The sequence below is a fragment of the Thioalkalivibrio sp. ALJ21 genome, from assembly GCF_000378605.1.
Taxonomy (GTDB): domain Bacteria; phylum Pseudomonadota; class Gammaproteobacteria; order Ectothiorhodospirales; family Ectothiorhodospiraceae; genus Thioalkalivibrio.
The window spans coordinates 522,502-549,405 of the sequence record NZ_KB905155.1 but is presented as its reverse complement, the minus strand read 5'-3'; the positions used below and the strand labels follow the sequence as shown (position 1 = coordinate 549,405).

The window sequence follows — 26,904 nt, the reverse complement described above, 5'->3', positions numbered from 1 at the left end:
TGCCATCCTTCTCACCATCCTCCCGGATGCGGCAGGATCCCAATAACCCCATGCTACACTCTTGAAATCCCGTCTATTCGGGCCTCGCGGAGGATGGAACCCCATGGCTACACGGCGCGACAAGCTGCTGTTTGCCGTCTTTGGCGTGACCGTCCTCGGGCTCCTGCTGCCGCTGTTCATCCTGGGCTGGTATCTCTGGCAAGGGTCCGTGGTCGCGGAGGAACAGCGTCTGGACGAACTCGCGCAGAAGCTCGGCCAGCAAACCGAACAGGCGATCCTCGACGCGCGCGACCTGCTCGACGAACTCAACGCCCTCGATGTGCCCCCCTGCTCTCCGCAGCACCTCAACCAGTTGCAGGAAGCCGCGATTTCGCGGCCCCATATTCGGGCTGTTGGTTACTGGCGAGCGGTAGAACGCGAATGCGGCGCCGGCTTTGTCCAGGGCGATGCTCTCACACCCCCCCAGGCGAGCCGTATCTACGACAGCGGCCTGGTGGCCTGGTGGCCCGGCCCCACGACGGCAATCGGTGGCGTAGAGCTCTTCCTGATGCGCTATGGCCAGCACGACGTGGCCATCGATCCGCGCCTGCTCGTAAACCCGGGCCTGCTGGAGGATCAGGAAGTCGGGCTCTGGGTGGAGTCCATGCCGATGATCACCCATCCTTCGGACGCCGAAGTCCCGGACCCCACGTCATTCGAACCCGGACTCACGGTGGATCGCGCCGAACAGCGGCTGGTCAGCCGCTCGTCGCTGGACACCATCCTGCCCATCGACATCATCGCCGTGCAGCCGATGGCGCAGTTCTGGCAGCGCTATCTGCCCACGCTGGCCGGGGTCGGGGCCTTTGGCCTATTACTGGTTGGGCTGTGGCTGTTTCTGATTCTGCGCTATTTCCGCCACCAGCTCAGTCTGGCTCAGGAGCTACGCCAGGCCATTGCGCATGACCAGCTGCAGGTGGTATTTCAGCCCATCGTTCATTTGGAGACAGGCGCCTGCCAGGGTGCCGAGGCCCTGGCGCGCTGGCGGCGCGATAACCGGGAAACCATCGGCCCGGATGTCTTCGTGCCCCTGGCCGAAGATACCGAACAGGGGACCGACTTGACCCTCGCGATCCTGCGCTGCGTTCTCCGCGAGCTGGGGCCACAACTGCGCGAGCGGCCCGATTGCCCGGTCAACCTGAACATCACCGGGCAGGACCTGGCCTCGACCCGCTTTAGCGAAGCCCTCCAGCGCGAGCTGGAGCGCGCCAAGGTGCCGGCCCGCGCGATCAAACTCGAGATTACAGAGCGCTCGCTACTTAACACGGATGACGTTCGCAGGAGAATCCAGGATTTGCGCGCCCGCGGCCATCGCATCGCCATTGACGATTTTGGCACCGGCTACTCCAGCCTGGCCTACCTCGAGAGCTTCGAACTGGACACCCTCAAGATTGACAAAACATTTGCCGACGCCATTGGCCACGAAGCGGTGACCAGCAACATCATTAGCCATATCATCGTGATGGCCCGCTCGCTGAAGCTGAACATCGTCGCCGAAGGCATCGAGTCCAGGCATCAGGTCGAGTGGCTGCGCCAGCAAGGGGTTGGATTCGGGCAAGGTTATCGCTTCAGCCGCCCCCTCTCGGCGCACGCATTCCGTGATTGGTGCCAACAAGCCGGGGACTCGAAGTGAACGCCATTATTCGCCACAACATGCTTGCAGCCATCATCGCGACACTGTTGTTGACCGGGTGTAACATCATGCCCACTCAGGGAGAACGCGCGCCTGACGAAGCCGCCAACGCCAACGGCGAGCCGGCGCGCGACGCTCGCGATACCGCCCATCGGGACGATTCTCACGCGGCGCCCCGGAACGCGGTTTATCTGGCGCGCGATGACGACGCCGTCAGCGCACGTCGCCAGCACCTGCTGGACGAGGGGCATGAATCCGTCGCCCTGGATCGGGTGGGCTTCTATATGGACGTATTGACCGCACGCTTGCGCCAGGAGCTGGCGGGTCACGACGTGGAAATGGAACGCGAGGGGCGAATCATCACCCTGATATTTCCCGGCGCCAAGGCCTTCGAGACCAACAGCGCGGAGATTCACCCGGACATGGTAGCCACCCTCGATGCCCTGGGGCAGGTGCTCGAGGAGTACGACGCCAGCCTGGTGACGATCGCCGGGCATACCGATTCCGCCGGTGCACGCGGTTACAACCAGCACCTGTCGGAACAACGGGCGCTGTCGGTCGGGCGTCACCTCCACGACAATGGTGTCGGAGAGGCGCGAATCATTGCGATCGGCTACGGACCGGACCGCCCCATCGCCGATAACGACACGTCACATGGGCGCGCCCTGAACCGCCGCGTGGAGCTACGCGTGGAACCACTCACGGCCACCTGATTCACAAAGCGTCTGGCGTTCCATCCGCGCGGTGGACCTCGACACGATTTCGACCACGCGCCTTGGCGCGGTAGAGCGCCGCATCCGCCTTGCGCACGAGATCTTCCAGGGCATCTCCGGGCTCGCGTGACACCACCCCCAGGCTGATCGACATCGGCTGGCCATGGGCCGCCGGTGTGTCCGCAATGGCCTGGCGGAGTTTTTCCGCCAGCAACGCTGCACGGTCCGAGTCGGCGTGCGGCACGAGGATCAGGAACTCCTCGCCGCCCCACCGGCCGAGTCGGTCCGATTCGCGCAGGCACGCCTGCAACCGCTGACACATCTCCCGCAGGATGACATCCCCCATCGCATGACCGTAGCGGTCGTTAACCTCCTTGAAGTAGTCCAGATCGAGGAAAATCAACGAAAGTGGCAGATCGTAACGCTCTGCACGAGCCACCTCGTGTTCCGCCTCGGTCTTGAACTTCTGGCGGTTCCACACCCCCGTCAAGGCGTCCGTACTGGCCAGACGCACGAGTTCCTCCTGCTGCTGACGCAGGGTTGCCTCAACCTCCTGGCGCAGGGCGGCCTCCTGCCGCAGACGGCGGCTGACGCGCACGTAATGCAGCAGAAGCAGAGTCACCAGAAGCAAGGTAGCGCCTGCGATCAGCGCAATCCGGTACCACCACGCCTGATCGAGTTCGACGCGTACCGCGTGCTGGCTGGTCAGGTTTGATCTGTCCTGGTAGAGCACACGCCGGCCGGCATCCTGATCATCCAACCGGTCAAACGCATTCCGGGTCTCCTGGGGCGGAAACGACTCCCTGCCCCACGGTGGCTCCGGTCCACCGGACCCCGCCAGCCGCCAAGCGAGCAGGTGACCCTGGGCTTCGCTGTCCTGCAGCAAGACTCCGGCATGAGACGAAGTCTGCGGGCTGGCGCAAACGGGGATGGAGAGGAACAGCCACAACAGCCCCCCGACGCCAAGCCAAAAGCATTGGCTACGAAAGCCACGGTTCTGGACGAGCGTCATCGGCGTCTCTCGGATCGACGGGCGCTTGCGTGCCGGCCCTCCTGCTGAGCCTAGCACCCCGTCGGGTAAACGACCGGCGGATAGCATCCAGTTTCCTGGGCCGCTCGAATCGTCCTGCCAATAACCCAACGTCCATCGCACTCCTGGCCCCTATTGCGGCCATTTGTGGTCCGGCGTACAGACCGACATTGCAACCAGCCACATGATCGGGGACGCGTATGCATCGTGCGGGGCGAAACCCTGGCGATGAGCGTGACACTGACCTCCGGCGTCAACGCCGGCCCCTTCAAGGAGCATAACCATGAAGAAACTCACCTCACTCAAACTCGCAGCCGCGATGATCCCCATCCTCGCTTTTGGCATGAGCGGAGCCCTGGCGGGCGAACAGGAGATGAATGGCAATGACCGGAACGCAATGGAAGAGCGTGATGCCGACGAACGCCATGATGCCCCCCATATTGACCGCATGCCGGCGCAGGGACTGCATGCCTCCGATCTGATGGACCAGAAAGTCCACAGCCGGGCTGACGATGAGGAGATCGGCGAGATCAACGACCTCGTCATCGACCAGGATGGCCGGATCATCGCCGTTGTAATCGGCACCGGCGGTGTTCTGGGTATGGGGGAAAAGGACATCGCAATCGCCTGGGACCGGATTGACCGCTCCACCGAAGGCGACGAGGTCAAGCTGTACATCGACATGGACGAGGACACCCTCAAAGAAGCACCCGAGTACGAGCGCGACTAGGGCTGGCAATACCCGACCCGAGGGACATCGCCTCCCTCGGGTCGGTTCCTCTCCACCGCGACCTGACCGTTGCCAAACGTTGGGCGTCGCTACGCCAAGTGCCTTAACGCGAAAATGGTCCGCCGGTCTGGAAGATTTCAGTCGGGGATACGGGGCTTGACCCACCTCGAAGGGCTATCCTTAAGCTATTCATTATCCGAATCTTTCGGACCATCGAACTCTCTCGATCAACAAACGGACCCACCGGTGCCCTTAACCCGACCGATCGGGCGAACGCCCCTCGACAATGGACTGCTCGCGGCCCTGCCGGACAGTGAATACGAATATCTGCACCCACACCTGAATTCGGTCCTGCTGCCACTGGGCACCAGCCTTTATGAGGGTCCGTCGGAGACCCACTACGTCTACTTTCCCACCGAAGCCATCATCGCCTTGATGTGTGTGATGGAGGATGGGAAATCGGGCGAGATCGCGGTGGCCGGCCGGGAGGGACTGGTTGGAATCTCCCTGTTAATGGGCGGCTACACAACACCGACCCGAGCCACGGTGCGCATGGCTGGGCACGCCTATCGAATCCGCAGCACCATCATCAACGAGGCCTTTTCCCAAGCGGGCGAACTGCAACGACTCATGCTGCGCTACACGCAGGCCTTGTTCACGCAAATCGCACAGACCTCCGCCTGCAATCGACACCATTCGGTGGAGCAGCAGCTTTGTCGCTGGCTGTTGCTAAGCGACGACCGCTCGCCACACCGGGAACTTAAAATGACGCACGAACTCATTGCGAGCATGCTGGGGGTGCGGAGAGAAGGGGTCACCGAGGCCGCCGGCAGGTTGCAAAAATCGGGTTTGATCACCTACCACCGGGGCCGCCTGGTCATTCTGGACCGCCCAGGGCTCGAGAATCGCAGCTGCGAGTGCTATGGGGTGATCACTCGCGAATACGCGCGACTCCTTGGCGAGCCGGCGGCGTCCCAGTACTAGATTCGGGACGCCGCCAAAGGGCCACTTCGATCAGTGTTCATCCCGGTCGATCTTCTTCTCGAATTCCGCCAGCTGCTTCTCCGCTTCGTCCTTCGTCACGCCATAGCGTTCCTGAATGCGGCCGGCCAGCTCTTCCCGCTTGCCAGCCACGGTGTCGAGTTCGTCGTCCGTCAGCTTGCCCCAGCGAGCCTTGACCTTCCCCTTGAACTGCTTCCAGTTCCCTTTAACGATATCCCAGTTCATTTGCCATCCTCGTCTAGTCGCTGACCAGCGACAGTGCTGATCCACTCCCGAGCGTAGACAGACGGCCCGGACGGCGTCTGTGCGACGACGCACAGACTTCCCACTCCCTCTTGTGACCCACTGGAGCCCCCACCCACCCAGTCAGGTCATCTACCCATGATGAACAACATCATTTGGATCGTCGGCTTTGTCGTGATTGTGCTGGTAATCCTGAGCTTTCTCGGTTTCCGTTAAGGAAACCCTGCTCCATGTACACGCTCGCTGCTTCGCCGCTATTGCGTGCGAACAAGGCGCGGTGACTGCCGTGCAGTCATTCTGCACAAAGGAGCCGCAACGCCGTTCCCGCGCCCGTTCTTTTAACAACGGGCGGCCGAACCCCTTCGTTCATTAAGTTGTGGGGTTGGTACCCCAGGTCCCCTGATCATGCGTTGCACCGCTTGCGGGTAGAACCACTACCCGCTGCACGGCGCGCCTTGTCTCGGAAAACCCGGGGTTCCAACGCGAGTGTCCGCATGGATCAGCGTTTCCTTTAGCAATGAGCGGTTTCTGTGTGCGCCGCCGTACAGAACCGTACCGGTATCCGCATGCAATCTGTCCTCAGGGACAGGCGCCGGCCTCGCTGGTGCCTGTCCCCGGAGACGCCCGCGATCCAGCCTGGAAGGGGCGCAACACGGAGGCCTGCATCATGAAAAAACTACTGGCGCTCACGCTCTGCCTGGCCGGCGCCCTTCCCTTGGCGGCCGCGCAGGCCCAGCAGGGATCGGCAGCGAACTTCGGTCCTTCTCAGGGTGATCGCGAGTTCTCGCTGTCCGGTACCGGCAGTAGCGACCGCAAGTTCGACAACACCAATTTCGGCGTGTCCGGCGAGATGGGATGGTACCTGCGCGACCACTTCATCCTCGGGGTCCGCCAAAGCGTCAATTACGCCAATATCGAGGGCGAATCGCTGCGTGATGACTTCTGGAACGGATCGACCCGCGGCTATGCCAATTTGCAGACCCGCGACGGCCGCCTGCGCCCATTCGGGGGTGGCAGTCTCGGCGTGATCTACGGTGATGGCGTCCGCGACAGCGGCTTTGCCGGTCTGGAGGGTGGACTCAAGTACTACGTCCTGGAAAACACCTACGTGCTGGGCCGCGTGGAGTACCAGTGGTTCTTCCGCCGCTCGAGCGACGCCGAAGATGCCTTCCGCGACGGCGCATTCGCCTACACCCTGGGACTTGGCTACAACTTTTGAACCGCACTCGGGGCCGGAGCTTTACCAGACAAGCGCCAGCAAGCCGGCCCCGAGACAAACCACGACCACGGGCACAATCGTCTCCTGCACCACCTGCCCTTCGCGCGCCTGGAGGCCGCAGGCGGCGGCCGCCATCGCGATGTTGTGCAAAGAAATCATGTTGCCCACGCCTGAGCCGATCAGCTGCAGGGCGAGAATCGACGGCAACGACAAGGCCACGGCCTCCGCGGTATCCGCCTGCAGACGAGCAAAGAGCAGATTGGAGACCGTCGCACTTCCGGTCATGAACGACCCCAGCGCCCCCAGGAATCCGCTGAACAGCACGAATGTACCCCCCAGCCACTCCGCCAGGCCCTGCCCCAGTACCTGAGGCATCGAGGGCAGCCCCGCCGCGTTAAGCTCGGACATCAACAGGACCTGGGTGAGCGCGATGATGAAGATCAGCACAATCGCGGCCACCCGCAGCTTGCGCCCGGTGGCCACCACGGCCTCGCCCAGCGTGGCGCGCCCCACGCGAAACAGGATCAGCGCGGTTACCAGCGCCAGGGCAAAGTAGAAATACGGCGTGTACAGCGGGGCCAGGTTCTGTCCCAGCTCCACCCCCTGAAACTCGCCCAGCGACCAGCGCACCGATTGCAGGGCCTCGCGCAGCGGCATCACCGTGCGCGAGGCAATCAAGGCCACCGACATCACGGCGAACGGCAAAAAGGCCACAATCACCCGCTTGATCGGGGCGGGTTCGTTCTCGGTTTGGTGCGAGCGCGCCGGCAACAGAAAGCCCTTGTGCGCAGCCAGCGCGATGATCACCATCGCGACGACGCCGCCGACAATCGAGGGCAGCTCCGGCCCGATCAGCCATGCCACCAGGGCGTACGGAATACCGAACGCGAGCGCGGAGAGCACCGCGAATGGCACGAACTCGCGAAAGCGCCCCTTCTCCTCCCCCAGCGTGGCGACCCAGGTCATGAAGATGGTGATGAACACGGCCAGCAGCGCGAGGATGAACGCCGTGCGAACCACCGCCTCCTGCACCACCGCATCTTCCAGCCCCAGCCCCGCGAAGCCGATCACCACGGGGGTGCCCGCCGCGCCAAACGGCACCGCGGTACTGTTGCCGATCAGCGCGATCGCCACGGCCTTCAGCGGCTTCATCCCGAAATAGACGAGCAGCGGCGCCGCCAGCACGGCCGGGGTCCCGAACCCGGCGATACCCTCCACGAATCCGACCAGGCCCCACCCCAGCAACATCGCCAGCACGCGCGGGTCGCGCGACACGCTGGCGATCACCGACTGGATCGCATCCATGTGGCCCGTCGCGATCATCACGTTCAGCACCAGCAGCGCGACGGCCACGATCAGCATGACCTCGACAAACACCACCCCCGCATCCAGCAGGCTGGCACCCAGCACGGCCCCCGGCATCTGCCAGACCCACAGGGCAATGATCAGCGTCGCCAGATAGGCCAGTGGCGCGGCCTCGTAGGCCGGCCGACGCAACGGCACCAGCCAGACAAACAGCACCACGAACGGCACCAGGGCCACCCAGAAAAGCGTCATGCGCGCGCGATCCTCGAAAAAGCGTTCCCGGGAGAGTATCGCCTGTCCCGGGCCGGGGCCCACTGCGTCAGATCAATCGCGCTCATCTTCCCCGCGCGGATGAACATGCCCGAAGCGACCCATGCCCCACCACAGCATGCGATGGCTCAGCCACCAGACCAGGGCGCAGCCGGCCATCAAGGCTGCGAGCCACACGTACGGATGGACTAGCTCCTGAGGGCGCGCCCACGGTCCAAGCACCCAGTTCACGTTCGCCTCCGGGGTCGAGAGAAGGTACGACACCAGCAAGACGGCCCAGCCCACCAGAATCCACAAACGCCCCGCCACCGGGTCGTATCCCAGGCGCCAGACCATCCACAACAGCACCAACGGCAGCGGCAGGTGATACAGGGAGAGCAGCCGCAGGTAGAGCGGAATCTCCGGGTCGAACATGTAGGCGACAAAGCCGAAGGGCGGGTTGCCCAGCAGCACCAGCCCCAGCAGAAAGTCGATCACCCACCCCATCTCGAGCAGGACCACGCCCACCGCCAGCATGCTCGCCAGGCGCCGGCTCTCCAGCCACGCCGCCGCGCACCCGGCGATCAGCGCGAGATTGGACAGCCAGAGGAAATTGAGCCAGCCATACTGGACCGCATAGACCGGCACCAGGACGCAGACAAAAAGCAGGTAGGCAACCAGAAACCAGCGAGGAAACAAAGCGTAATCGCCTGACGGGACCGGGCCCTCACTATAACGGTTCGAACCCGGAGTCACAGTGTTCCTTCACGTGCGACAGCCCGTTACGCGTATGATGAAAAGTCCATTCGACCCGCGGGAGAACCGGCGCGTGAGAACCTGGATTGTCATCAGCGCCACGCTGGCACTGGCGGCCTGCGGCACCCTGCCCCCGACCGCTGAACAGGCACGCGATGTGCCCTACAGCTGTGACCGTGGCCCGAACCTGATGGCGAGCTTCAGTGGCAACGAGGCCGAGTTGCGTTTTGGCCGCTCCAGGGCCGTATTACAGGCGACCGAGGTGGCCTCCGGGGCGCGCTACGCCAACCCCGGCGAGCAGATCGTGTTCTGGACCAAGGGCGAAGCCGCCATGCTCGAATTCCACGGTATCTACTGGACTTGCCGCGTTCGCCAGCCCAATGCCGATGCAGCTACTCCGGCTCCACCGGCGCCACGGCACTGGAGTGCCGCGGCAGGTGTTCCTGAATAAACGCCTCCAACCGGCCAAGCGCCTCGCCAGCACTGGAAAAGCCTTCCAGGCCACATTCGACCGAGCCATCGAGATACGGTCGCATGCCCTCGCTAATAGTCGGCGTAAACCCTACTCCCGTGCTCGCCAGCAACTCCGGGTCCAGACGCCCATCCACATGGATGCGCTGGATCTGCAGTACGGCGACCCCCTCCGACGTCACTCGGTCCTCGCGCACCAGTAGCGTCTCGCCGTTGTCGCACTCGGCGATCTGCAGCGCCCCTTCCCGCGCCGTTTGCGCCATTTGGTGCTCGTAGCTGCGCGCCTCGGGGTCCTGCAGGATCACGCGGGCGCCCTCGAAGGCCAGGGCCGCCAGCAGCAGTACCCCCGCCAGGCCGAACAGCGTAGCCGCCACCCGCCGCCGGCCCAGCGCAAACCCGACGACACCGCCCAGCAGCAACAGCGGCGTACCCCACTCGAAGGTCCGGGCCAGCGGTACAGGCATGAAGTCGATCCCGCCGCCGAGCCCCAGCAGGGCGGTCACATACAGCCAGACGATCCCCAGCCCGACCCCGAGCAGGATCGCGATCAGCGTGCGCCAGAACAGCGACTGCCTGCGCTCGGGTTGCGTATCGGCCATGCCCCTCTCCAATCCAGTCCAATCGGCGCAGCCTAAGCAAACACGCGCCGATGTGCACGCCAGGGCCCACCACCTGGCGCATCTCACCGGAACCCCTGCCCTAAAGTTTCCTCAAACGCGGCCGTTAAGCAGCTGTAGACGGGAAATTCCGGCTGCGGAATCCGGCCCTTCGCCGGATCGCCCTTGTGGCGTGCGAGACCCGACAACATGGCCCAGGTGTTGAGTGTTGCCACCAACCTCCTGTCGCTCAATGCTCAGCGCCACCTGCGCCAGTCGCAGGCCGCCCTGCAGACGGCCTTCCAGCGCCTCGCTTCGGGCCAGCGCATCAATTCGGCGCGCGACGACGCCGCCGGGCTGGCCATCTCCGAACGCTTCACAACCCAGATCCGCGGCCTGAACCAGGCCATGCGCAACGCGCAGGATGGCATCTCGCTGGCCCAGACCGCCGAGGGTGCCCTGGGCTCCATGACCGGCAACCTGCAACGTGTCCGCGAGCTGGCTATACAGGCGGCCAATGCCACCCTGTCGACCTCGGATCGTGGCGCCATCGACCGCGAGGTTCGCCAGCTCCTGGCCGAGAACGACCGCATCGCGACCCAGACAACCTTTAACGGCCGTTCGCTGCTGGACGGGTCCATGGGCACCGCGTTCTTCCAGATCGGCGCCAACGCCGGGCAGACCCTTGCCATCGACCTCGGCAACAGCATGCGCAACCGCTTCGTGGGCGACATTGCGAGCGCCTGGTCCGCCGAGCTGGAGGCCGCCTTCGCGGACGATCCGCTGGAGGTGGATCAGGACTTCTTCATACGTGTGGGCGAGCGCGACCCGGTGGAGGTCCCTGCAGGCCGCTATCGCACACCCCAGGAACTGGCGACCGCGATCGACCGTGCCCTCGGATCAACCGGACGCGCGGTCCTGACCGACGACGGTCGGCTGAACCTGATCGCCCGCGAGACCCTGACGATCTCGGGTGAGACCGCCATCGACACACTCGGGCTGCCGGCCACCACCGAACCCGGGGGAAGCCTGAACGATGTCGACCTGACTACGCGCCAGGGGGCCAGCGATGCCCTCTCACGTCTGGATGCTGCACTGGACGCGGTCAACGCGCGGCGCAGCCAGTTCGGGGCCATCCAGAACCGCTTCGAGTCGACCATCACCAACCTCGGCATCACCAGCGACAACCTGGCGGCGGCCCGCAGCCGCATTCTGGACGCCGATTACGCGGCCGAGGTCAGCCGCCTGGTGCGCGCCCAGATCCTGCAACAGGCCGGGCTTGCCGTGCTCGTTCAGGCCAACGCCCTACCGCAGACCTTCCTGCGGCTGCTCCAGTAACCAGGGGCGAGGCGTCCCTACTCTCCTGCGGCCCGCGCTGCCGCGCCAGAGAACTCCGGCCCCCGGACATCGTCGTCGGTCCAACCACGGTCCTGGTCGCGACCCGTCACCCACCATTCATGCACGAAGAGCCGAATCGGCCCGAGCACGCGCTCCTCGAAGCGCGATGGCAACGTATACGGGCCGACGTCCTCGTACTCCAGGAAGGTCGTATCGACATGGGCATTCCGGGTCGGTTCGAAGCCGGTCAGGGTGATGTGCACCCGGTAGAGCCGATCCGTTTCGGGGTGGATCCACATCACCACCTGGTCTTCGTCGGCCTTGCCGAAACCGGGCTGGATCGTGGCCAGCACGCGACGGTAGTCCACGCCACCCTCACGGCGATCTTCCAGCCGCGTCATTGATGTCGCGCGGTGTTTCACGAAGGTCGGCCCATAGTGGAACAGCTTGCCGGCATCGGTGGTCATCGCGGTGGCACGAATCCGGTCCTCGTCCTCGCTGCGCTCGCCGTTGTAGTACACGCGAATCTCGTCACGCTGGCGGATGACCGTCTTGGTGCCCTCCGGCCCCGTGTAATGCACCGCATACAGCTCGTCCGCCGGGCGATAGCGCTCCTCGCCCTGGCCACGGTACCCGCCATCCGCCACCAGCGGCTGCACGCGCTGCACCATTCGCCCCCACTCCCCGTCCGTAGCCTGGTTCAGGTCGCCGTCGTACTCGCGAAGATCCCCGCCGTGAGCGGCCATGGTGCGGTCGAACAGTTCCTGGGCCGTCATCCCGTCGATGAAAGCCTGGTCGTCAGGGGCATCCGGGAAGGTAGCGGCACAACCCGCCAGCAGCAGTCCGGGAAGTATCAGGAGCGGCGCCAGCCAGGGCTTCGGCCACGAAACCGACGGGACCCGCGTTGTGTTCTTGATCATCTCTAAGCCCTCCACACGAAACAGGTGTACAGCTCTTGTACAATTTCTGTACATGGAGTTCAATAAGGCCATCGCCCACCACCACCCAGGATGTGTCCATGTTCGCAAGAATCGCTCGGCTTCCCACGAAGGGGGCACGCACTCCGGTTACCCCTACCGATACTTCGGCCATCCTCGGGGCCATTCGCGATGCAGTCGCCTATATCGAGTTTACGCCCGACGGAACCGTGCTCGAAGCCAACTCGAACTTCCTCGACACGGTTGGCCACTCCCGCGAGGCGGTAGTCGGCCAGCACCACCGGATGTTCTGCGACGCGGCGTACGCCCGCTCCATCGAGTATCGGCAGTTCTGGCGGCAGCTGGCATCGGGCAATTCCCACGCCGGCACCTTTCCCAGGATCACGCGGGCGGGCAACACCATCTGGCTGGAGGCCACCTACTTTCCGGTACGAGACGCCGATGGCGAGGTGTACAAGGTCGTCAAGATCGCATCGGATGTCACCGCCAAGATGGAGACGCTCCAGGACCAGGCAGCCGTGTTCGAGGCACTGGATCGCTCGCTGGCGGTCATCGAGTTCACGCCGGACGGGACCATCCTCAAGGCCAATGACAACTTTTTGCAGGCCGTCGGGTACCGTCTGCAGGAGATACAGGGACAGCACCACCGGATGTTCTGCGACGACGACTTCTACCGCCAGAACCCGAACTTCTGGCAGGAACTCGCACGCGGCCGCTTCATGAGCGGCAAGTTCCGGCGCTTCAAGTCCTCCGGCGAGGAACTCTGGTTGGAGGCCACCTACAACCCGATCCTCGATGAGCAGGGTCGCACCGTGAAGGTCGTCAAGTTCGCCACGGACATCACCACCAGCGTGCACATGGCCGAGCGCACCCGCGAGGCCTCGGCTATCGCCTGCGAGATGGCCCAGAAAACCGCGGACGGCGCCAAACGCGGCGAGGCCTCACTGGAGGCAAACGTGGCCAACTCCGAACAGATACGCCAGCAAGTGGCCCAGACCAAGTCCGCGATTGACCAGCTCAATGCCGAGGCGCGCAATATCGAGTCCATCATCGAGACTATCCGCAACGTGGCCGAGACCACCAAGATGCTGTCCCTCAACGCCGCGATCGAGGCGGCGCGCGCGGGTGCACAGGGACATGGCTTCGCCGTGGTGGCACAGGAGGTCCGCAAACTCGCCTCCAGTACACGCGACGCCACCAGCCAGATTGCCGAGGTTATTCATGGCAATCTGCAAAGCACCCAGGGGATCGCAGAGCGCATCGACACGGTGAACCAGGTCGCAGAACAAGGCCGCCAACAGGTCCTCTCGGTACAGCAGATCATGGCCGAAATTCGCGAAGGCGCCAGCCACGTCGTCGAATCGGTTTCATCCATCCCGCGCGCATGACCCGCCCGGCGAGAGGCCTCGCACACCCGGAAGGCAGAGCCATCCGGGCAGCGGTGCCCCGCCCATTGATTCCCCCATTGACCACAAGGGTTCTCTCGCCTAGTCTTTCTTTTGGGTGGCGATCCCGCGCGATCGGCGGCAAACATTCCGGAATGGATCCGAATGGCTGCGACCACCCGACAGGGAGGGCAACGCCCCATGCCAGCGCGCATGTTCGGCTTGATCGTGAGACTCGGGCCCCTGGCCGGACTCAGCCTGCTCGGGCTGACTGCGCTGCTGCCCGCGCAAGCCTTGTCCGCAGTCACCCCCGCTCCCCTGCCACATAACACCGGCTTCTACCTCTCGCCGTACACCGCCTCCGGAGAACTGGCCGGCTGGGTCGACGAGGCATTGGGCGAATCCTCGCGCGACATCTCCGGGCTGGCCGGACGCCTCCTGCAAACCGCGGCGATGGCCTACGGTGCGCAGCAGTCGAATCGTCTGGGCGGCATGCTCGACCAGGCCAGCCGTTCGTCCGGCATCCCTGCGATGGACTTCGGCCAAGCCCTCGCCGCGGCCACCGAACCTGGCCGCACCTCGGCCGGAGGCCTCGAACAGGCCACCGCCATTCTGGGCGAGCTGGGGAGTCGCGGACTGGTGGGTGAACACGCCGGTCATCAGGTCCGACGGCTCGCGCAAGTACTGGAGGACCCGGAGACCGCCGTGCGCGGCGAGCTGGAACGCCTGCAGATCGGCTCGCGCGACATCGCCGGCGTACTCCGCGAACTGGAGCGCCTTCCGCAAGGCCAACGCCAGGGCGTACTCGGAGCCCTGGACCAGGACACCGCCCCGGCGCTGGAACTCCTGCTGGACGCCGGCCACCAGCGGCTTGACCGGCAGATGCGCGAACTGACCCAGCCCCGTGGCACTTCCGCCAGCTCTGCCGCCAGCGTCTTTGGCCTGCTGGCCCGTGATCACGATGCCGGGCTGTTCGGCGCCGGGGAGTTGTTGCAACGTCAGCTGGGCGATCACGCCCTGCGCCAGGGCGCCGAGCTGGGCATGGGGTTCTTCGCACTGTTCGACGGGCTCTCGCAGACCCACCGCCAACTCGAACTGACCCCGGAGCGCATGGTGCGCTACCGCCAGTCCGCCGACCGTTCGTTCAACGACCTCGACAGCCTGCTGGTACACACCATGGTGCACTACCGCACCCGGCGCGACTTCGCCCGCGCCAGCGAGGCCCTGATGCTCCTGTATCCCGAGGCGCGTCCGCGCATGGACGCCGCCCACGCGGCCGCGGGAGAAATCATCACCGCCGAATTACATCGCATGCAGCAACGCATGGACCTGCAATGGCAATAAACCCACGGAGAACCCACTGATGCGAATCCACCTGACGCCTGCCCGCATGCTCGCCATGGGCGCGATCCTGAGCCTGGGCCTGACGACCTCGCTCGCCCACGCCACGCCGGGCGCCGACCGCCAATTCGACCGCAATATCCAGGCGGTGGACACGGGCCTGCTGGAGCCCGGAACGCGTGCGCTACTCGACACCTACCGAACCGAACGGAGCACTCGCGAGGCACGTCAGGTCAGCCGTCAGGCATTGCCCGGCCGGAGTGCCACGCCGTGCACCTGGGACGACCGCTACCGCGTGCTGGCGGGCCTGGAGACACCTTCCGAGGTGATCTTTGCCCGCGCCCTGGTCACCAACAAGGGACGCGGCTCGGTCGATCTCGGCCACGACCGCTTCGAACTGCACGCCGATGGCGCCTGCCCGGACGCGGTCGACAATGGTCCCGCCTCTTTCTGGATTACCTGGTACCAGAATCATCAGGCCATGGAACCGGCCGCCGTCTCCAGCATCGAGGAGGCCCGCCGGCTGTACGCCGCCTCCGCCGCAGACAGCAGCATGAAGATGGTGATGCGCTTCGACGGCGAGTTCCGGAATGGTCAGCCTCACGGCCGCTTTCGACTGATCCAGACGAACCACACCCCGGAGATGCAGGGCATGCGCGGCGGCAGTGTTGCTGCCCATGCACTGGGGTATGCCGATTTCGAGGACGGCGAACGGGTCCGGGTCCTGATCGTGACCGAGATGGGTCACGGAGCGACCCTGGCGTACCTGGAGCAGCCGCACGGCGACGAGCACCAGCTCAACTACTGGGTCATGCACGGCGCCGGCATGCACATGGGCGACCATTACCCGACCAACGCCGCTGGCGAAATCGATGGCCTCTTCGTGCGCCTGCGCAGCAACGAGAGCCCGCCCGAGATCAGCGCCTGCGTGCGCGGCAACCTGCCCGCCGAGCGTTCCGCCTGCGACTAGGCCTGCTGCCGGCCGCGGCGCGGGATTCTCACCCGGCGCCGTTTCCCCGAGGTCTCAAACCAGGACGCCCGGACCGATCACTGAACGGCCCGGGCGTCTCTTTCCTGTTCCCATGAACTACACTACCAGAACAACCACTTACAACTGCGTGTAACGCCCGGGCGCATATCGCCGAGGACCCGCGACCGCGCCGCCATAATTGTCCTGCCCCGAACAGGGCACAAAGCCGGCCAGGAAGGCCAAAGGATACCTCGCGATGTCCAGGTTCGAGTCGGCACAGCCCCTGGCAGGCAACACCCGATATTCCGACTACCTGGCCCGAACCACGCTTCGCGCCTGGGTCGGGATGTCCTTTTTATCCGCGACGCTGATCATCGTCGCCGGCCTTCTGATCTCCTGGTTAATGCCGTACCTGGCGGGTGGCGCCGACAGCATCGTGCCGCACTTCTACTACGTGCCCATCCTGTTTGCCGCCGCGCGCTTTGGTCCCGGCGCCGCCCTCATCGTGGCACTGGTGGCCGGCGTACTGGCCGGTCCGTTGACCTATGTCGATGTCGCGGCCGCTACCGCACAGGAGACGGAACGCTGGCTGACGCGCACTGCCTTCTTCGTCGGCATCGGGCAATTGATGGCCTGGCTGGTCATTCCCGCGCTGCACCCGGTCACCGAAGAGCTCCGGCGCATGCGCCAGGAGTTCGACATCCGCCGAGGGCTGAAACACAACGAATTCTTTCTGCGCTACCAGCCAATCTATTCGCTCCGCCAGCGCCGTTTTGTCGGGGTCGAGGCGCTGATTCGCTGGCAGCACCCTGCACACGGCGAACTCGCTCCAGCGGATTTTCTCGACGTGGCGGAGGACTCCTCCCTGATCCATGACATCGGTGAACTGGTAATCGCCGAAGGCTGCCGGCAGGCCGAGGAATGGGCGACCCTCGCGCGGGAACAGGGCCGCGGGCCCTGGTACACCGCGATCAATCTCTCCGCCCGGGACCTGGTTCGCCCCGAGCTCGCATACGACGTCGCGTCGGCACTCAATCGCCACCACCTGCCGCCTGAACTGCTAACCATCGAACTCACCGAGAGCGTTCTCGCACTCGAGGATGCCGAGCCCGCCCTCGAGGCCCTGAAGCATCTGGGGGTGCATCTTGCCATCGATGATTTCGGTACTGGGTATTCGTCCCTCGCCTATCTCAACCGCTTCCCGATCGACACGCTTAAACTCGACCGGCAGCTGGTGTCCCGTCTCGGCCATGATCCCTCCGCAGAGGATCTCGCACGAGGCATCGTACTGCTGGCCAGTTCCCTCGGGCTGAAGATGGTCGCCGAGGGCATCGAAACCCTCGAACAGGTCGAGCGCGGCCAGGAACTCGGCTTCGATCTGATTCAGGGGTTCTATTTTGCGCGGCCGCTCACCGCAGACCAGATCCCCTCTCTCCTGATGATCGACAACGTCGATCCGGACCATCCCCCCACACCGGAAGCGACACGCGCGTAAAAAAACCCCGGCGGGCACAGCGGCGCCGCCGGGGTCCTGGGAGATATCAGGCGTAGTACTCCCGGAGGTTACGAATCCTCCGCTATCTCGGCGAATTGCTCACCGAGGCCGCTGTCGTTATCGATCAGGTAGGCAATCTCCTGGTATTCCTCGACGGTCAGCCCTTCATCCTCGATCGCGGCGACCATCTCGTCATTGGCCTCGTCGCGCAGCGCTTGGGCTTCCTCGCCTTCTGTTTCCGCGATGTCATCTGCGTATTCCGCGCGGATGTCCTGGGCGGCTTCCGCGGCGGCCAGAAAGCTTTCCAGATCGCTCTCACTGACGTCCTCGGCGGACATTTCGGGATCATCGGTCCATTCCTGCTCGAACACATTCGGATCACCCGCCGCCACGGTGCCCGCGCCACCCAACGCGAGCCCGAAAGCCAGGGCGATCGAATATGCGGTACTGGTCTTGTGTCCCATTCTGCGCCTCGTGCTTCATCAGATCGGTTGGATTGCGATAGCCCGTCGCAATGCACGGGCCGTTTGGCCTGAAGCGAAGCAGCCTCCGTGCCAACATGGCCTGAATGCCGCATGCCGCGCCACCAGGCGGTTTCCGCACCTGGATGACTCGATCGAACGGACCCCCATCACACCGAGAAGTGGGTCATTCAGACACATGCATCGCCCCGACCCGTGTCGCTCCGACCCATTCCCCGGGGTCGGAGCCCTCGCGCAATACCGCAAAAGGTGCTTCACCCACAAAAAAGCCCCGTGGCGCAATGCCACGGGGCCCGGCCCTATCAGCTCGGCGTGTGAGTTAGCTTGACCCGAAGTACTCCCGCAGGAGTTGCGTCGTGCGCGCGGCCGGATCCTCGCGAATACGGCGTTCCTCGTCCGCCAGAATGGTAAACAGACCATCCAGTGCGTGGTCGGTCACATAGCGATCCAGGTCCACATCCAGATCGGCCATGCCGGGGATACGGCTGGCTGCATCACGCAGCGGCTGGTACACCCGGTACACCCCGGCACCCTCCATGTGTTCGCGCACCACGGGCGCATAGCGCTCGCGCAGGTCCGACTCGGACGCACCACGCAGGTACTGGGTGGCGGCATCGTCATCGCCGCGCAGTACCGCGTGAACGTCGGACGGCTGCATGCCGCGAATCGCGCTCACAAACACCGGGGCCGCCTCTCGGGCGGCCGCCTCGGCGGCCCGGTTCATGCGCCGCTCAAGATCATCCACCTGGCTGCCCAACCCGGCGCTGCGCAGCACATCCCCGGCCTGCCGCAGCTCTTGCGGGAGGCCGATCCGTATGGCCTGGTTGCCCCAGTAGCCGTCTTCCTGTCCCGTCCGCTCCACGGTTCGTTCGGTGCCGACTCGCAGGGCCTCGCGGATCGCCTCTTCCGCCCGGTCACCACCACTCCCCTCGCCGTTCAAACCAAAGTCGCGGACATCCAGCCCGGCACAGGCCGAGAGAAAGAACGGCAGAAACAGCAACAACACAAGCGGCGAATTACGCATGCGGACACTCCGACAAAAATCGTACGGGGCATGATACACATCACGCCTCGCATACCCCGTGCCCCGTTCGCCACATCCGACACCGCGCCAGGCTTGCGATCCACCCCCGCATGCTCAATCGTTAAGGCATATGCTCCACAGACCGCGCCGCCAAAGACCCGCCCGCAAGCGCCTGTACGCTGCCGCCATCCTGTTCGGCTTGCCGCTACTCGCGTTCATCGCCTGGGTGACCTGGACGGAACAGCACCCGGAGCAGGAGCGCGAGCTGCGTGTGGAGGTCCAGGACCGCCTGCACGAATGGTTTCCGGAGGTCATGGAACTGCCCGACGAGCTTCGCGGCTTTGTCCCGAGATCCACGGTATTCGATGACAGCGCCCCCCCCGAAGTCGTGATGCTGCACGGGCTCGACGAGCCCGGCGATATCTGGGACACGCTGGCGTCCGCCCTCGACACCGCGGGTATCAACGGCTGGGAGTTTCGCTACCCGAACGACCAGGCGATTGATCACAGCGCCGATCTCCTGGCGGAGTACTGGGAGACCCTGGAGGCGGACCAGCCCGTGATCCTGGTGGGGCACAGCATGGGTGGGCTCGTGATCCGCGATTTTGTTACCCGCTGGCGACACCCGACAGGCGAAGACCCAGGGGTCGAAGGACCACCAATTGCCGGCGTGATCCTGGTCGCTACCCCCAACCAGGGCTCCGACTGGGCACGCCTGCGTGTCTGGCTCGAGGTGCGCGAATGGCTCACCGACATTCGCGAACAGCGCTTTTCGCTTTTCGCCGGCCTGCGCGACGGCACGGGCGCGGCCAAGATCGATCTGCGGCCCGACAGCGAGTTTCTCGCGGACCTGAATCAGCGTCCCTGGCCAGAGGGCATTCCCGTGCGCATCATCGGCGGCGTGGTACCCGAGCCCACCCCGGCGATGGAGGCCAGCCTGCAGTCCCTGAGCGAGCAGTTCGGTATCGAGAACCTGCCCGAGCGCATTGGCGAATGGTGGCAAGACGCCAGCGAAGGTGTCGGTGACGGGGTCGTGCCAGTTGAGTCCCTGTCACTGGAAGGACACCCCGAGCCCCAGATCCTGGAGGCCTCGCACCGCGGTCTTCTGGTGCCCGGCCCCCTGACGGAATATCCCCCCGCGGTCGAACCGGTCCTGCATATCCTGTTCGACTGGCGGGGCGAAGACCGGCCTGTACCCGCGATTACCCCGCAAGACTAACGTCTCTCCAGCGCAGGAGTCAGATCCCCAGCTCCCGCAGGACTTTGTCGATGCGCGGCACCAGGTGCGCATGCGGCGAGTCCTTGCGCACCAGCAGATGCATCGATGTCACGTCCAGCACGTTGGAGGAAGCTACGATCCGATCCAGGGCATCCGCCTCGTCGGGATAGGCCCGCTTCAGCTCCCGGATCGTGTGTTCCGTCACCTCGCTCATGTTGATCAGCACGTCTCCCTCGCCGGCCGCCAGGCGGCGCAGGTTCTCCGACAGCGTGCCCTCGCGCTGCACGTCCAGACCCTCCAGGTTGGCCTTGCCCCAGCCGTTGCCGGCGTAGTCCAGCACGCGGTATCCGGGAAAGTCCTCCAGCCGCTCCTTGGCCAGCAATTCATCACGCTCGGGGTGATCCTCGCGCACGAAGGCCACCCATTCCGGCTCTGCCAGGGCGACCTCGTTCGCGATCAGATACTCCTCGCGCTCCGGCGTCATGGTGGTAATGATCGCGTCGGCCTTGCCCTCCTTCACCAGGCGCTGCGCCTCTTCCCATTCGTAGGGCTCGTGGCGCAGTGGCACCCACAAGTGGGCAAAGGCCTCCTGCATCAACTGTACGTAGTGACCGACAAAGCGCCCGTCGCGGTTGATGTACCCATACGGCGCCTCGTCTTGATCACCCGCGATATGAAACGCCTCGCGCTGATCCGCCACCGCCGGCAGCGACAACATGCCCAAAACCGCAATGCCCACTAACAGCCGTCCCAACATCGCTCACATCCTCCGTACCGCACCGCCCGGCCTCTGAATCAGCCGGAGGCCGGCATCCAGTCACTCAAGCCGCGGCGAGATTCACCAGCGGCACCAGGCCAAACCACAACACATAGGCTAGCGATACCGCCATCAGCCCGTCGATACGTCCGCCGGGTGCCCCGCGCTGCCGCTCGCGCCACAGGAGCCACGTCAGCCACGCCGCATGCGGCACGACGAAATAGGCAATCCCTGCATAGGCCCCCTGAGCCCAACCAGCCAGGTGGAATGCCGCTCCGGCAACCGCCGCCAGAACGGTGAACACCAGCGCTACAACGAGGGCACCACCATTCCCCAGCCGCACCGCCAGGGTACGTTTGGCCACGGCTGCGTCCGCCTCACGATCGGGTATACCGGAAAGCGTAATCGACGGGACGATTGCCAGGAACAGCGGCAGACTCAGCCACCAGGGCAAGGGGTCCGTCCAGTCCCCCGCGAGGAACACATAACCGCACAGCAATACGCCCAGGCTGTGAGTCAGCGCGACATCCAGCTCCCCGAGCCCGCGATAGCTGAGCTTCAGGGGCCGCGCCGTATACCCGATCGCGAGCACCGCCAGCACGCCCGTCACCCACAGCATGGGACCGGCATCGCCGGGCGCGACCCCGAGCAGCAAGACAAATGCCGCCGCGAAGCCCCCAAGCGCCACCGCCGTGCCGGCGTTGAGCTCGCGCAGGGACAGCCGCCCCTCCACCAGCACCCGCGACCCGCCGGTAAACGGACTGTAGAAACGGTTCTGGCGATCGGAGCCGAAATCCACGCGTTCATTGACCAGGACCGTCGCCACCTCGAGCAGGAACAGGCACAGATAGCCCAGCCAGAAAACCGGATTGCGCAGCACACCACCGTCCGGGGCCGCTGCCAGGGCTCCTGCGGTGTAGGCCACAAAGGTCATCGGGTAGAACTGCAAGCGCAGGGCCTGCAGCCAGCCCCCCAGCTTAAAACCGGCCCGTTCGCGCAGGCTCTCGCGCCCGTGCTGCAGGCGCAGCCCTTCCTGTCGTGCACGCTCGAGCCACGCCTCGCGTTGGCGGTCGTCGGCCTCGCGCACCGAGCCCAGCATCAGCGAGCGCACCGGGCGGATGCCGCAAAAACCCAGGGTGGCCCGCGCCATCGCGTTGATCCCGGGCTGGCGATACAGCAGACGATGGATCAGCACCGGGGTATCCATCGTGGTGATCAGCTGTGCGGAGCGCCCCTGCAGCAGACCCTCGTATCCGGTGCCGCCCTCGCAACTGCGAAAGGCGAACTCGGGCGTCATCACGCGATCGAGAAAACCCTTGAGCAGCGCCGGCATGGTGCCCCACCAGGTGGGAAAAACGAATACGAGGTGATCGGCCCAGGCGACCAGTTCCCGTGCCGCGTCCAGGTCGTCTTCCAGCGCCTGCTGATTCGGCGACGGCGTGTGAACATGCGGATCGAAGTCGAGATTTGCCAGCTCCAGGGAGCGGACTTCCGCCCCGGAGGATCGGGCCCCGTCACGGTAGGCCTCGGCCAGCGCGCCGCACAGGCTGTCGGTACGCGGGTGGCCCAGGATCACGAGCACCTTCATGCGCGGCGGCTCCCGGAAAGCGCCTCGCAACCGCTACCACTCGGGACGGGGCACGTGGTGCATACCGGGTTGCCTCCCTGCATACTCGAAGTCCTCCGAACCCCGTCTCTGACCATGCCCACGATCGAACACCAGGCCCACATCCGCGCGGACCGACCCGATGTATTCGCCCTGATTACGCGAGTCGAGGAGTTCGTCCATTACAGCGAGGCCATCGAAACGATAGCGCGCGTCGGGGAGGGCCGCTACCGATGGGTCGTCCGCATCGCCGGCATCCCTCTGAATTTCGATGTCGAGATCACAGAATCGGAACCACCGGAGCGCTTTTCCTGGCAATCGCTGACCGGCGTGCAGAATCGCGGCACCTATCACCTGACACCCGCGAGAGACGGGACGACGATCCACCTGCGTCTGGAGTACGAGCTGGACAATCCGCTGCTCGAAGAGACGGTCCGCCAGGCGGCCAAACCGCTGATCCAGACCCTGAGCCGGGAGATCATCGACAACGTGGAGGCGGAACTGCAGAACCCGCCGCGAAAAAGCGCAGACCGGCAGGGTCCACGCCCGGATCATTAGACCCCGGTATCGGACAGGCTCAACAAATAGCGCTGCTGGTCCGGGCTCTCGATCGCACCAGGGCGCGCATCGCGCACGGTTGCGATGGCCTCCTCCGGCGCGAGGCCCCGTTCGATCAGCGTCAGGGCCGCAATCGTCCCCGCGCGGCCAAACCCGCCACCGCAGTGAAAAATCACCCCCTCACCCGCATCCAACCGCCGATGCACCTCGGGGCCGACCTCGCCCCATCGCAACTCCCATGGGCGATCCGGGGCCGCCATGTCACCAATCGGCAGGTGCAGCCACGCCATCCCCGCCGCACCCACGGCCTCGCCAAGCTCGGGCACCCCCAGCACGTCCAGTTCATGCCTCTGGTTCAGCGTGACTACGGCCGTCGCTCCCCAGTCCCGGATCGCTGCCAGATCCGCCTCGAGGTCCCGCTGACCACCGGGCGTACCCGGCTCACACTTGCCGGGGCAAAGTGTCATCCCGATCGTTCCCCCCCCGGGCAGGCGCAACGTGCCGATCTCCAGGGAGTGGAGGGGATGGTTACTAGTCTGAGTCATCAAGCCTCTCTCAATCGTCCGGCGCCAGGGCCAGTCGTTCCGATCTCTTGTCCTCGAAGGCCTCGTCTGCGAACCATCGCCGCATCCCCCAATCCTACCGGTATGGACACCCCGTTACTCATCCTTGGCCTCCTGCTGGTCGCCAGCTTGGCCGCATTCTTTACCGGCGTACTGCCCTATCCCATCGGATGGATCATCCTGACCATCGCCTTCATCGCACGCTTGCTCTTTCTGGCCGGCCGATAACATCCTTGCGGAAGCCGGATTGGAGAGCACCCGCGATGTCTGAAGCCCGCAAGATGCCGGTACAACTGATCAGTGTGGACGCGGTGGTCGACGCCGCGGACACCCTCGCCCGCCAGATCCTGGACAGCGGCTTCCGGCCGGACACGATCATCGCCATTGCCCGTGGCGGCTTCATGCCGGCGCGATTCCTGTGCGACTTCCTGCAGGTGCACAAACTGCTGAGCCTCAAGGTGGAGCACTACACCTCCGGCGCCCGCAAGAAGCAGGCCGCGGCCGTGGTGACGGTGCCGCTGAGTGGTGAGGTCCGCGGTGAACGCGTCCTGCTGGTGGACGACGTCAACGACAGCGGCGATACCCTGACCGCGGCACGCCCCTACCTGGAGACCTTCAAGCCCGAGGCCGTGCGTACCGCCGTGCTGCACGAGAAGACCACGACCACCTGTCCGGCGGACTTTCGCAGCCACACCGTCCGCGAGTGGCGCTGGCTGCTCTATCCCTGGGCGGTCGTCGAGGACGTCGGCCAGTTCATCCAGCAGATGGACCCGCCACCCAGCCACCGTGTAGAGCTGATCGAACGCCTGCGCCTGGATTACAGCCTGGAGCTGCACCCCGCCGAACTCGATCGCGTGATTCGCTACCACAATCTCGAAATCGGCTAGGCCCGCCACCGCAAGGGGCTTAAGGGGCTCCGGACGAGGCCTCCTATTTTGCTCAGACCTCCCCGTTTTCCTGCGCTTCCGGTCCTACACTCGAGGTCAGTTCAACTGCTTATTGTTCGGAGGGCCCATGCGTTTTCGGGACCGTACCGACGCCGGCCGGCGGCTCGCGCAAGCGCTGGACCGCTTCCGCGGTCAGCCCGGCGTGGTGTATGCCCTGCCGCGCGGCGGCGTCCCGCTCGGGGCAGAGGTCGCGCGTCACCTGGATATGCCGCTGGATCTGCTGATCCCGCGCAAGATCGGCCACCCGTTCCACCCCGAATACGCGATTTGCGCGGTCCCGGAACAGGGCGAGCGCGTCTGCAACCCCCGCGAGGAGGATCGCATCGACCCGGAATGGCTGGAGCGGGCCGAGGCCCGCGAACGCGCCGAGGCCCGCCGACGACGCGAACTGTACTGCACCACGCCCGCCCCGGACGTCGCCGGCAGACTGGCGATCATCGTCGATGATGGCATTGCCACCGGCCTGACCATGCGCGCAGCCATCCGCGACGCCCGGCAACGCCACCCCAGGCAGATCATCGTCGCGATCCCGGTGGCCCCGGCCGATACGGCGGAGCTGCTCGAGACCGAGGTCGACCACGTGGTGACCCTGGACCGCCCGGTGTACTACCGGGGCTCGGTCGGGTCCTACTACGAATCCTTCGAGCAGACCTCGGACGACGAGGTGATCGACCTCCTGGCCACCGCCCACCGCTCCCGCAAACCCGATGTCTCGCGCTGAGCAACACGATGTGACCCTCGCCCTGGACGGACATCCCCATCAGGGGATCCTCGGCCTGCCGGAGACCCCGGCCGGGCTGGTCGTGTTCGCCCACGGAAGCGGCAGCAGCCGCCTCAGCCCGCGCAACCACCATGTGGCCCACGTGCTGCAGGCGGCCAATCTCGCCACGCTGATGTTCGACCTCCTGACCGAGACCGAGGATCGCACCTACGAGAACCGGTTCGACATCCCGCTGCTGGCCCGTCGGCTCGTACAGGCCTGCGAATGGGCCGCTTCGCAACCCCGGCTCGCAGGGCTACCGATGGGCCTGTTTGGCGCCAGCACCGGGGCGGCGGCGGCACTACAGGCGGCCGCGGCGGCCCCGGATACCATCCTCGCCGTCGTCTCCCGCGGCGGCCGCCCCGATCTGGCGGGCGAGGCCCTGCCCCGGGTGGCGTCGCCCACCCTGCTGATTGTCGGGGGCGACGACACCATGGTGATCGAGCTCAACCGTCAGGCGCAGGCCCGTATGCTGGCCACCTGCAAGCTCGCGATCATCCCGGGCGCCACTCACCTGTTCGAGGAACCGGGCACCCTGGAGCAGGCGGCGGAGCTGGCAACGGACTGGTTTACCTGCTGGCTGCATCCCGAATAGGAAGGGCCGGGTTTTCTTCCAGGAGACTTTTCAGTTGGTCCAGGTCCTTCTCAACCGCGGACCGGTCCGCAACAAACTGTTCGTCGGACATCCCCGGCTGCCGGAAAAGGCTGAACACCAGCTCGCTGCCCTCGCCGTTCGGCAGGACGCGCATGGGGTTGTGAACGATCACGCCCGAGGGGAGCTCGACATCGTGGTCCATCACACCGAGATCGTTGGGCGCCGCAAACCGCACCGTCACCCTCCCAACGGGCCCTTCCACCACCCACGCATCCCCCTCCTGCCGAACCTCCGAGCGTGCGAGCCCTTCGGCCCATAACGGGAGGTTTCTCGGATCGGAGGCAAAGGCATAGACATCCGCGGGAGTGCGCGCGATGGATACGGTCAGGTGCAGCACCTCGGCCATGCTGGGCCCGCGGGCGTCCATTTCAACGGCCCTCAAAGGCTCGAACCAGGGCCGCGATGTCGAACTTCTTCATCTTCAGGAACGCCTGCGTGATCCGCGCCAGCGCTGCCGGATCATCAGACTGCATCATCTCGTCCATCACTGCGGGGACGATCTGCCAGGACAGGCCGAACTTGTCCCTCAACCAGCCGCATTCCACCTCCTGCCCGTCATCGGCCGTCAGCTTGTCCCAGTAGTAGTCGATCTCCTGCTGGGTATCGCACTTGACCATGAACGAGATCGACTCGTTGAACGATACCAGTGGACCCGCACTGATGGCCTGGAACTCCTGCCCCAGCACGAAGAAGGTGACGATCTCCACCGAGCCGGACGGGGTGTCTTCCAGGGTGACCGTGTTCTCGACCCACGAGTTTTCGAAGACCGAGGCGTAGAACTCGGCCGCCTCCCTGGCCTGGTGGTCGAACCACAGGTGCGGGACAAGCTTTTGCTGAACGGTTGCCATGATGTCTCTCCCGTGCGTGCGGGCTGTACTAC

General features: G+C 64.9%; 29 protein-coding genes. 16 read left to right on the top strand and 13 right to left on the bottom strand.

What is annotated here, in order from left to right; genetic code table 11:
- The first annotated feature begins 103 nt into the window (after window positions 1-103).
- Window positions 104-1,672 (top strand): EAL domain-containing protein, encoded by a 1,569-nt coding sequence (locus tag F579_RS0102575; RefSeq protein ID WP_019024409.1) that lies wholly within the window; start codon window positions 104-106, stop codon window positions 1,670-1,672.
- Window positions 1,669-2,385 (top strand): OmpA family protein, encoded by a 717-nt coding sequence (locus F579_RS0102570; protein ID WP_019024410.1) that lies wholly within the window; start codon window positions 1,669-1,671, stop codon window positions 2,383-2,385. Before F579_RS0102575 ends, F579_RS0102570 begins: the two co-directional genes overlap by 4 nt.
- Window position 2,386: 1 nt before the next feature.
- On the opposite strand, the gene F579_RS0102565 is transcribed toward F579_RS0102570, so the two are convergent.
- Window positions 2,387-3,145, bottom strand: a complete 759-nt coding sequence (locus F579_RS0102565; protein WP_019024411.1) for a GGDEF domain-containing protein — start codon at window positions 3,143-3,145, stop codon at window positions 2,387-2,389.
- A gap of 553 nt (window positions 3,146-3,698) precedes the next feature.
- Here F579_RS0102565 and F579_RS0102560 point away from each other — a divergent pair.
- Both F579_RS0102560 and F579_RS0102555 read left to right on the top strand, forming a co-directional pair.
- Entirely contained in the window at window positions 3,699-4,145 is a 447-nt protein-coding gene (locus F579_RS0102560) for a PRC-barrel domain-containing protein (protein WP_019024412.1), read from the top strand.
- Between the two features lie 246 nt (window positions 4,146-4,391).
- The gene (locus tag F579_RS0102555) at window positions 4,392-5,129 is read left to right on the top strand and encodes a Crp/Fnr family transcriptional regulator (RefSeq protein WP_019024413.1); all 738 of its coding nucleotides are present in this window, start codon (window positions 4,392-4,394) and stop codon (window positions 5,127-5,129) included.
- A 30-nt stretch (window positions 5,130-5,159) separates the two neighbouring features.
- Here the strand turns inward: F579_RS0102555 and F579_RS0102550 are convergent, their stop codons facing one another.
- Window positions 5,160-5,372 (bottom strand): CsbD family protein, encoded by a 213-nt coding sequence (locus F579_RS0102550; RefSeq protein ID WP_012982783.1) that lies wholly within the window; start codon window positions 5,370-5,372, stop codon window positions 5,160-5,162.
- 685 nt (window positions 5,373-6,057) lie between these two features.
- Here F579_RS0102550 and F579_RS0102545 point away from each other — a divergent pair.
- Window positions 6,058-6,609 (top strand): hypothetical protein, encoded by a 552-nt coding sequence (locus tag F579_RS0102545; RefSeq protein WP_019024414.1) that lies wholly within the window; start codon window positions 6,058-6,060, stop codon window positions 6,607-6,609.
- A gap of 21 nt (window positions 6,610-6,630) precedes the next feature.
- On the opposite strand, the gene F579_RS0102540 is transcribed toward F579_RS0102545, so the two are convergent.
- Both F579_RS0102540 and F579_RS0102535 read right to left on the bottom strand, forming a co-directional pair.
- Window positions 6,631-8,166: an L-lactate permease gene (locus F579_RS0102540; RefSeq protein ID WP_019584597.1), complete on the bottom strand. Its 1,536-nt coding sequence runs from the start codon at window positions 8,164-8,166 to the stop codon at window positions 6,631-6,633.
- 72 nt (window positions 8,167-8,238) lie between these two features.
- Complete coding sequence (locus F579_RS0102535) at window positions 8,239-8,862, bottom strand: hypothetical protein (RefSeq protein ID WP_019024416.1); 624 nt, start codon at window positions 8,860-8,862, stop codon at window positions 8,239-8,241.
- Window positions 8,863-8,992: 130 nt separating this feature from the next.
- Here F579_RS0102535 and F579_RS14835 point away from each other — a divergent pair, with 130 nt between their 5' ends.
- Window positions 8,993-9,370 (top strand): MliC family protein, encoded by a 378-nt coding sequence (locus F579_RS14835; protein ID WP_026301048.1) that lies wholly within the window; start codon window positions 8,993-8,995, stop codon window positions 9,368-9,370.
- Here F579_RS14835 and F579_RS0102530 read toward each other — a convergent pair.
- Entirely contained in the window at window positions 9,312-9,989 is a 678-nt protein-coding gene (locus F579_RS0102530; RefSeq protein ID WP_019024417.1) for a hypothetical protein, read from the bottom strand. The genes F579_RS14835 and F579_RS0102530 overlap by 59 nt on opposite strands.
- Before the next feature lie 207 nt (window positions 9,990-10,196).
- On the opposite strand from F579_RS0102530, the gene F579_RS0102520 reads away from it, so the two are divergent.
- Window positions 10,197-11,324, top strand: coding sequence for a flagellin (locus tag F579_RS0102520; protein ID WP_019024419.1), 1,128 nt, complete (start codon window positions 10,197-10,199; stop codon window positions 11,322-11,324).
- Window positions 11,325-11,341: 17 nt separating this feature from the next.
- Here F579_RS0102520 and F579_RS0102515 read toward each other — a convergent pair whose 3' ends face one another.
- A complete protein-coding gene (locus F579_RS0102515; protein ID WP_026301049.1) occupies window positions 11,342-12,100 on the bottom strand; it encodes a hypothetical protein in 759 nt (252 codons plus the stop codon).
- Between the two features lie 242 nt (window positions 12,101-12,342).
- On the opposite strand from F579_RS0102515, the gene F579_RS0102510 reads away from it, so the two are divergent.
- The 4 genes from F579_RS0102510 (at window position 12,343) to F579_RS0102495 (ending at window position 17,453) form a co-directional block, all read left to right on the top strand.
- Complete coding sequence (locus tag F579_RS0102510) at window positions 12,343-13,650, top strand: PAS domain-containing methyl-accepting chemotaxis protein (protein ID WP_019024421.1); 1,308 nt, start codon at window positions 12,343-12,345, stop codon at window positions 13,648-13,650.
- 198 nt (window positions 13,651-13,848) lie between these two features.
- Complete coding sequence (locus F579_RS0102505) at window positions 13,849-14,991, top strand: hypothetical protein (RefSeq protein WP_026301050.1); 1,143 nt, start codon at window positions 13,849-13,851, stop codon at window positions 14,989-14,991.
- Window positions 14,992-15,010: 19 nt separating this feature from the next.
- Window positions 15,011-15,958 carry a hypothetical protein gene (locus tag F579_RS0102500; protein WP_019024423.1) on the top strand — a complete coding sequence of 316 codons (948 nt, stop codon included), beginning with the start codon at window positions 15,011-15,013 and terminating at the stop codon, window positions 15,956-15,958.
- Between the two features lie 256 nt (window positions 15,959-16,214).
- Window positions 16,215-17,453 carry a bifunctional diguanylate cyclase/phosphodiesterase gene (locus tag F579_RS0102495; protein WP_019024424.1) on the top strand — a complete coding sequence of 413 codons (1,239 nt, stop codon included), beginning with the start codon at window positions 16,215-16,217 and terminating at the stop codon, window positions 17,451-17,453.
- Window positions 17,454-17,521: 68 nt separating this feature from the next.
- Here the strand turns inward: F579_RS0102495 and F579_RS0102490 are convergent, their stop codons facing one another.
- Entirely contained in the window at window positions 17,522-17,917 is a 396-nt protein-coding gene (locus F579_RS0102490; RefSeq protein ID WP_019024425.1) for a DUF4168 domain-containing protein, read from the bottom strand.
- Window positions 17,918-18,254: 337 nt separating this feature from the next.
- Window positions 18,255-18,959, bottom strand: coding sequence for a DUF4197 domain-containing protein (locus tag F579_RS0102485; protein ID WP_019024426.1), 705 nt, complete (start codon window positions 18,957-18,959; stop codon window positions 18,255-18,257).
- 130 nt (window positions 18,960-19,089) lie between these two features.
- Between F579_RS0102485 and F579_RS0102480 the strand changes: the two genes are divergently transcribed.
- Window positions 19,090-20,178 (top strand): lecithin--cholesterol acyltransferase, encoded by a 1,089-nt coding sequence (locus F579_RS0102480; protein WP_019024427.1) that lies wholly within the window; start codon window positions 19,090-19,092, stop codon window positions 20,176-20,178.
- A 19-nt stretch (window positions 20,179-20,197) separates the two neighbouring features.
- On the opposite strand, the gene F579_RS0102475 is transcribed toward F579_RS0102480, so the two are convergent.
- Together F579_RS0102475 and F579_RS0102470 are read right to left on the bottom strand one after the other, a co-directional pair.
- Window positions 20,198-20,935 carry an ABC transporter substrate-binding protein gene (locus tag F579_RS0102475; RefSeq protein ID WP_038029312.1) on the bottom strand — a complete coding sequence of 246 codons (738 nt, stop codon included), beginning with the start codon at window positions 20,933-20,935 and terminating at the stop codon, window positions 20,198-20,200.
- Between the two features lie 64 nt (window positions 20,936-20,999).
- Window positions 21,000-22,523 carry an NAD(P)H-dependent oxidoreductase gene (locus F579_RS0102470; protein ID WP_019024429.1) on the bottom strand — a complete coding sequence of 508 codons (1,524 nt, stop codon included), beginning with the start codon at window positions 22,521-22,523 and terminating at the stop codon, window positions 21,000-21,002.
- A gap of 114 nt (window positions 22,524-22,637) precedes the next feature.
- Between F579_RS0102470 and F579_RS0102465 the strand changes: the two genes are divergently transcribed.
- A complete protein-coding gene (locus tag F579_RS0102465) occupies window positions 22,638-23,099 on the top strand; it encodes an SRPBCC family protein (RefSeq protein ID WP_019024430.1) in 462 nt (153 codons plus the stop codon).
- Here F579_RS0102465 and F579_RS0102460 read toward each other — a convergent pair.
- Complete coding sequence (locus tag F579_RS0102460; RefSeq protein WP_019024431.1) at window positions 23,096-23,644, bottom strand: cyclin-dependent kinase inhibitor 3 family protein; 549 nt, start codon at window positions 23,642-23,644, stop codon at window positions 23,096-23,098. The two genes, F579_RS0102465 and F579_RS0102460, sit on opposite strands and share 4 nt — an antisense overlap.
- A gap of 281 nt (window positions 23,645-23,925) precedes the next feature.
- Between F579_RS0102460 and F579_RS0102450 the strand changes: the two genes are divergently transcribed.
- From F579_RS0102450 to F579_RS0102440, 3 genes are all read left to right on the top strand, one after another.
- The gene (locus F579_RS0102450) at window positions 23,926-24,549 is read left to right on the top strand and encodes a phosphoribosyltransferase (RefSeq protein ID WP_019024432.1); all 624 of its coding nucleotides are present in this window, start codon (window positions 23,926-23,928) and stop codon (window positions 24,547-24,549) included.
- A gap of 127 nt (window positions 24,550-24,676) precedes the next feature.
- Window positions 24,677-25,330: a phosphoribosyltransferase gene (locus tag F579_RS0102445; RefSeq protein WP_019024433.1), complete on the top strand. Its 654-nt coding sequence runs from the start codon at window positions 24,677-24,679 to the stop codon at window positions 25,328-25,330.
- Window positions 25,317-25,964 (top strand): dienelactone hydrolase family protein, encoded by a 648-nt coding sequence (locus tag F579_RS0102440; protein WP_019024434.1) that lies wholly within the window; start codon window positions 25,317-25,319, stop codon window positions 25,962-25,964. Before F579_RS0102445 ends, F579_RS0102440 begins: the two co-directional genes overlap by 14 nt.
- Here F579_RS0102440 and F579_RS0102435 read toward each other — a convergent pair.
- Both F579_RS0102435 and F579_RS0102430 read right to left on the bottom strand, forming a co-directional pair.
- Window positions 25,939-26,391 (bottom strand): SRPBCC family protein, encoded by a 453-nt coding sequence (locus tag F579_RS0102435; protein ID WP_019024435.1) that lies wholly within the window; start codon window positions 26,389-26,391, stop codon window positions 25,939-25,941. The two genes, F579_RS0102440 and F579_RS0102435, sit on opposite strands and share 26 nt — an antisense overlap.
- A 1-nt stretch (window position 26,392) precedes the next feature.
- Window positions 26,393-26,872: a VOC family protein gene (locus F579_RS0102430; protein WP_019024436.1), complete on the bottom strand. Its 480-nt coding sequence runs from the start codon at window positions 26,870-26,872 to the stop codon at window positions 26,393-26,395.
- Window positions 26,873-26,904: the final 32 nt, after the last annotated feature.

Coding starts and splice junctions, on each gene's coding strand:
- F579_RS0102575 (WP_019024409.1), top strand. CDS start 104: ATGGCTACACGGCGCGACAAGCTGCTGTTTGCCGTCTTTGGCGTGACC.
- F579_RS0102560 (WP_019024412.1), top strand. CDS start 3,699: ATGAAGAAACTCACCTCACTCAAACTCGCAGCCGCGATGATCCCCATC.
- F579_RS0102550 (WP_012982783.1), bottom strand. CDS start 5,372: ATGAACTGGGATATCGTTAAAGGGAACTGGAAGCAGTTCAAGGGGAAG.
- F579_RS0102545 (WP_019024414.1), top strand. CDS start 6,058: ATGAAAAAACTACTGGCGCTCACGCTCTGCCTGGCCGGCGCCCTTCCC.
- F579_RS0102540 (WP_019584597.1), bottom strand. CDS start 8,166: ATGACGCTTTTCTGGGTGGCCCTGGTGCCGTTCGTGGTGCTGTTTGTC.
- F579_RS0102530 (WP_019024417.1), bottom strand. CDS start 9,989: ATGGCCGATACGCAACCCGAGCGCAGGCAGTCGCTGTTCTGGCGCACG.
- F579_RS0102520 (WP_019024419.1), top strand. CDS start 10,197: ATGGCCCAGGTGTTGAGTGTTGCCACCAACCTCCTGTCGCTCAATGCT.
- F579_RS0102515 (WP_026301049.1), bottom strand. CDS start 12,100: ATGACGGCCCAGGAACTGTTCGACCGCACCATGGCCGCTCACGGCGGG.
- F579_RS0102510 (WP_019024421.1), top strand. CDS start 12,343: ATGTTCGCAAGAATCGCTCGGCTTCCCACGAAGGGGGCACGCACTCCG.
- F579_RS0102505 (WP_026301050.1), top strand. CDS start 13,849: ATGCCAGCGCGCATGTTCGGCTTGATCGTGAGACTCGGGCCCCTGGCC.
- F579_RS0102500 (WP_019024423.1), top strand. CDS start 15,011: ATGCGAATCCACCTGACGCCTGCCCGCATGCTCGCCATGGGCGCGATC.
- F579_RS0102495 (WP_019024424.1), top strand. CDS start 16,215: ATGTCCAGGTTCGAGTCGGCACAGCCCCTGGCAGGCAACACCCGATAT.
- F579_RS0102490 (WP_019024425.1), bottom strand. CDS start 17,917: ATGGGACACAAGACCAGTACCGCATATTCGATCGCCCTGGCTTTCGGG.
- F579_RS0102485 (WP_019024426.1), bottom strand. CDS start 18,959: ATGCGTAATTCGCCGCTTGTGTTGTTGCTGTTTCTGCCGTTCTTTCTC.
- F579_RS0102480 (WP_019024427.1), top strand. CDS start 19,090: ATGCTCCACAGACCGCGCCGCCAAAGACCCGCCCGCAAGCGCCTGTAC.
- F579_RS0102475 (WP_038029312.1), bottom strand. CDS start 20,935: ATGTTGGGACGGCTGTTAGTGGGCATTGCGGTTTTGGGCATGTTGTCG.
- F579_RS0102470 (WP_019024429.1), bottom strand. CDS start 22,523: ATGAAGGTGCTCGTGATCCTGGGCCACCCGCGTACCGACAGCCTGTGC.
- F579_RS0102465 (WP_019024430.1), top strand. CDS start 22,638: ATGCCCACGATCGAACACCAGGCCCACATCCGCGCGGACCGACCCGAT.
- F579_RS0102460 (WP_019024431.1), bottom strand. CDS start 23,644: ATGACTCAGACTAGTAACCATCCCCTCCACTCCCTGGAGATCGGCACG.
- F579_RS0102450 (WP_019024432.1), top strand. CDS start 23,926: ATGTCTGAAGCCCGCAAGATGCCGGTACAACTGATCAGTGTGGACGCG.
- F579_RS0102445 (WP_019024433.1), top strand. CDS start 24,677: ATGCGTTTTCGGGACCGTACCGACGCCGGCCGGCGGCTCGCGCAAGCG.
- F579_RS0102440 (WP_019024434.1), top strand. CDS start 25,317: ATGTCTCGCGCTGAGCAACACGATGTGACCCTCGCCCTGGACGGACAT.
- F579_RS0102435 (WP_019024435.1), bottom strand. CDS start 26,391: ATGGACGCCCGCGGGCCCAGCATGGCCGAGGTGCTGCACCTGACCGTA.
- F579_RS0102430 (WP_019024436.1), bottom strand. CDS start 26,872: ATGGCAACCGTTCAGCAAAAGCTTGTCCCGCACCTGTGGTTCGACCAC.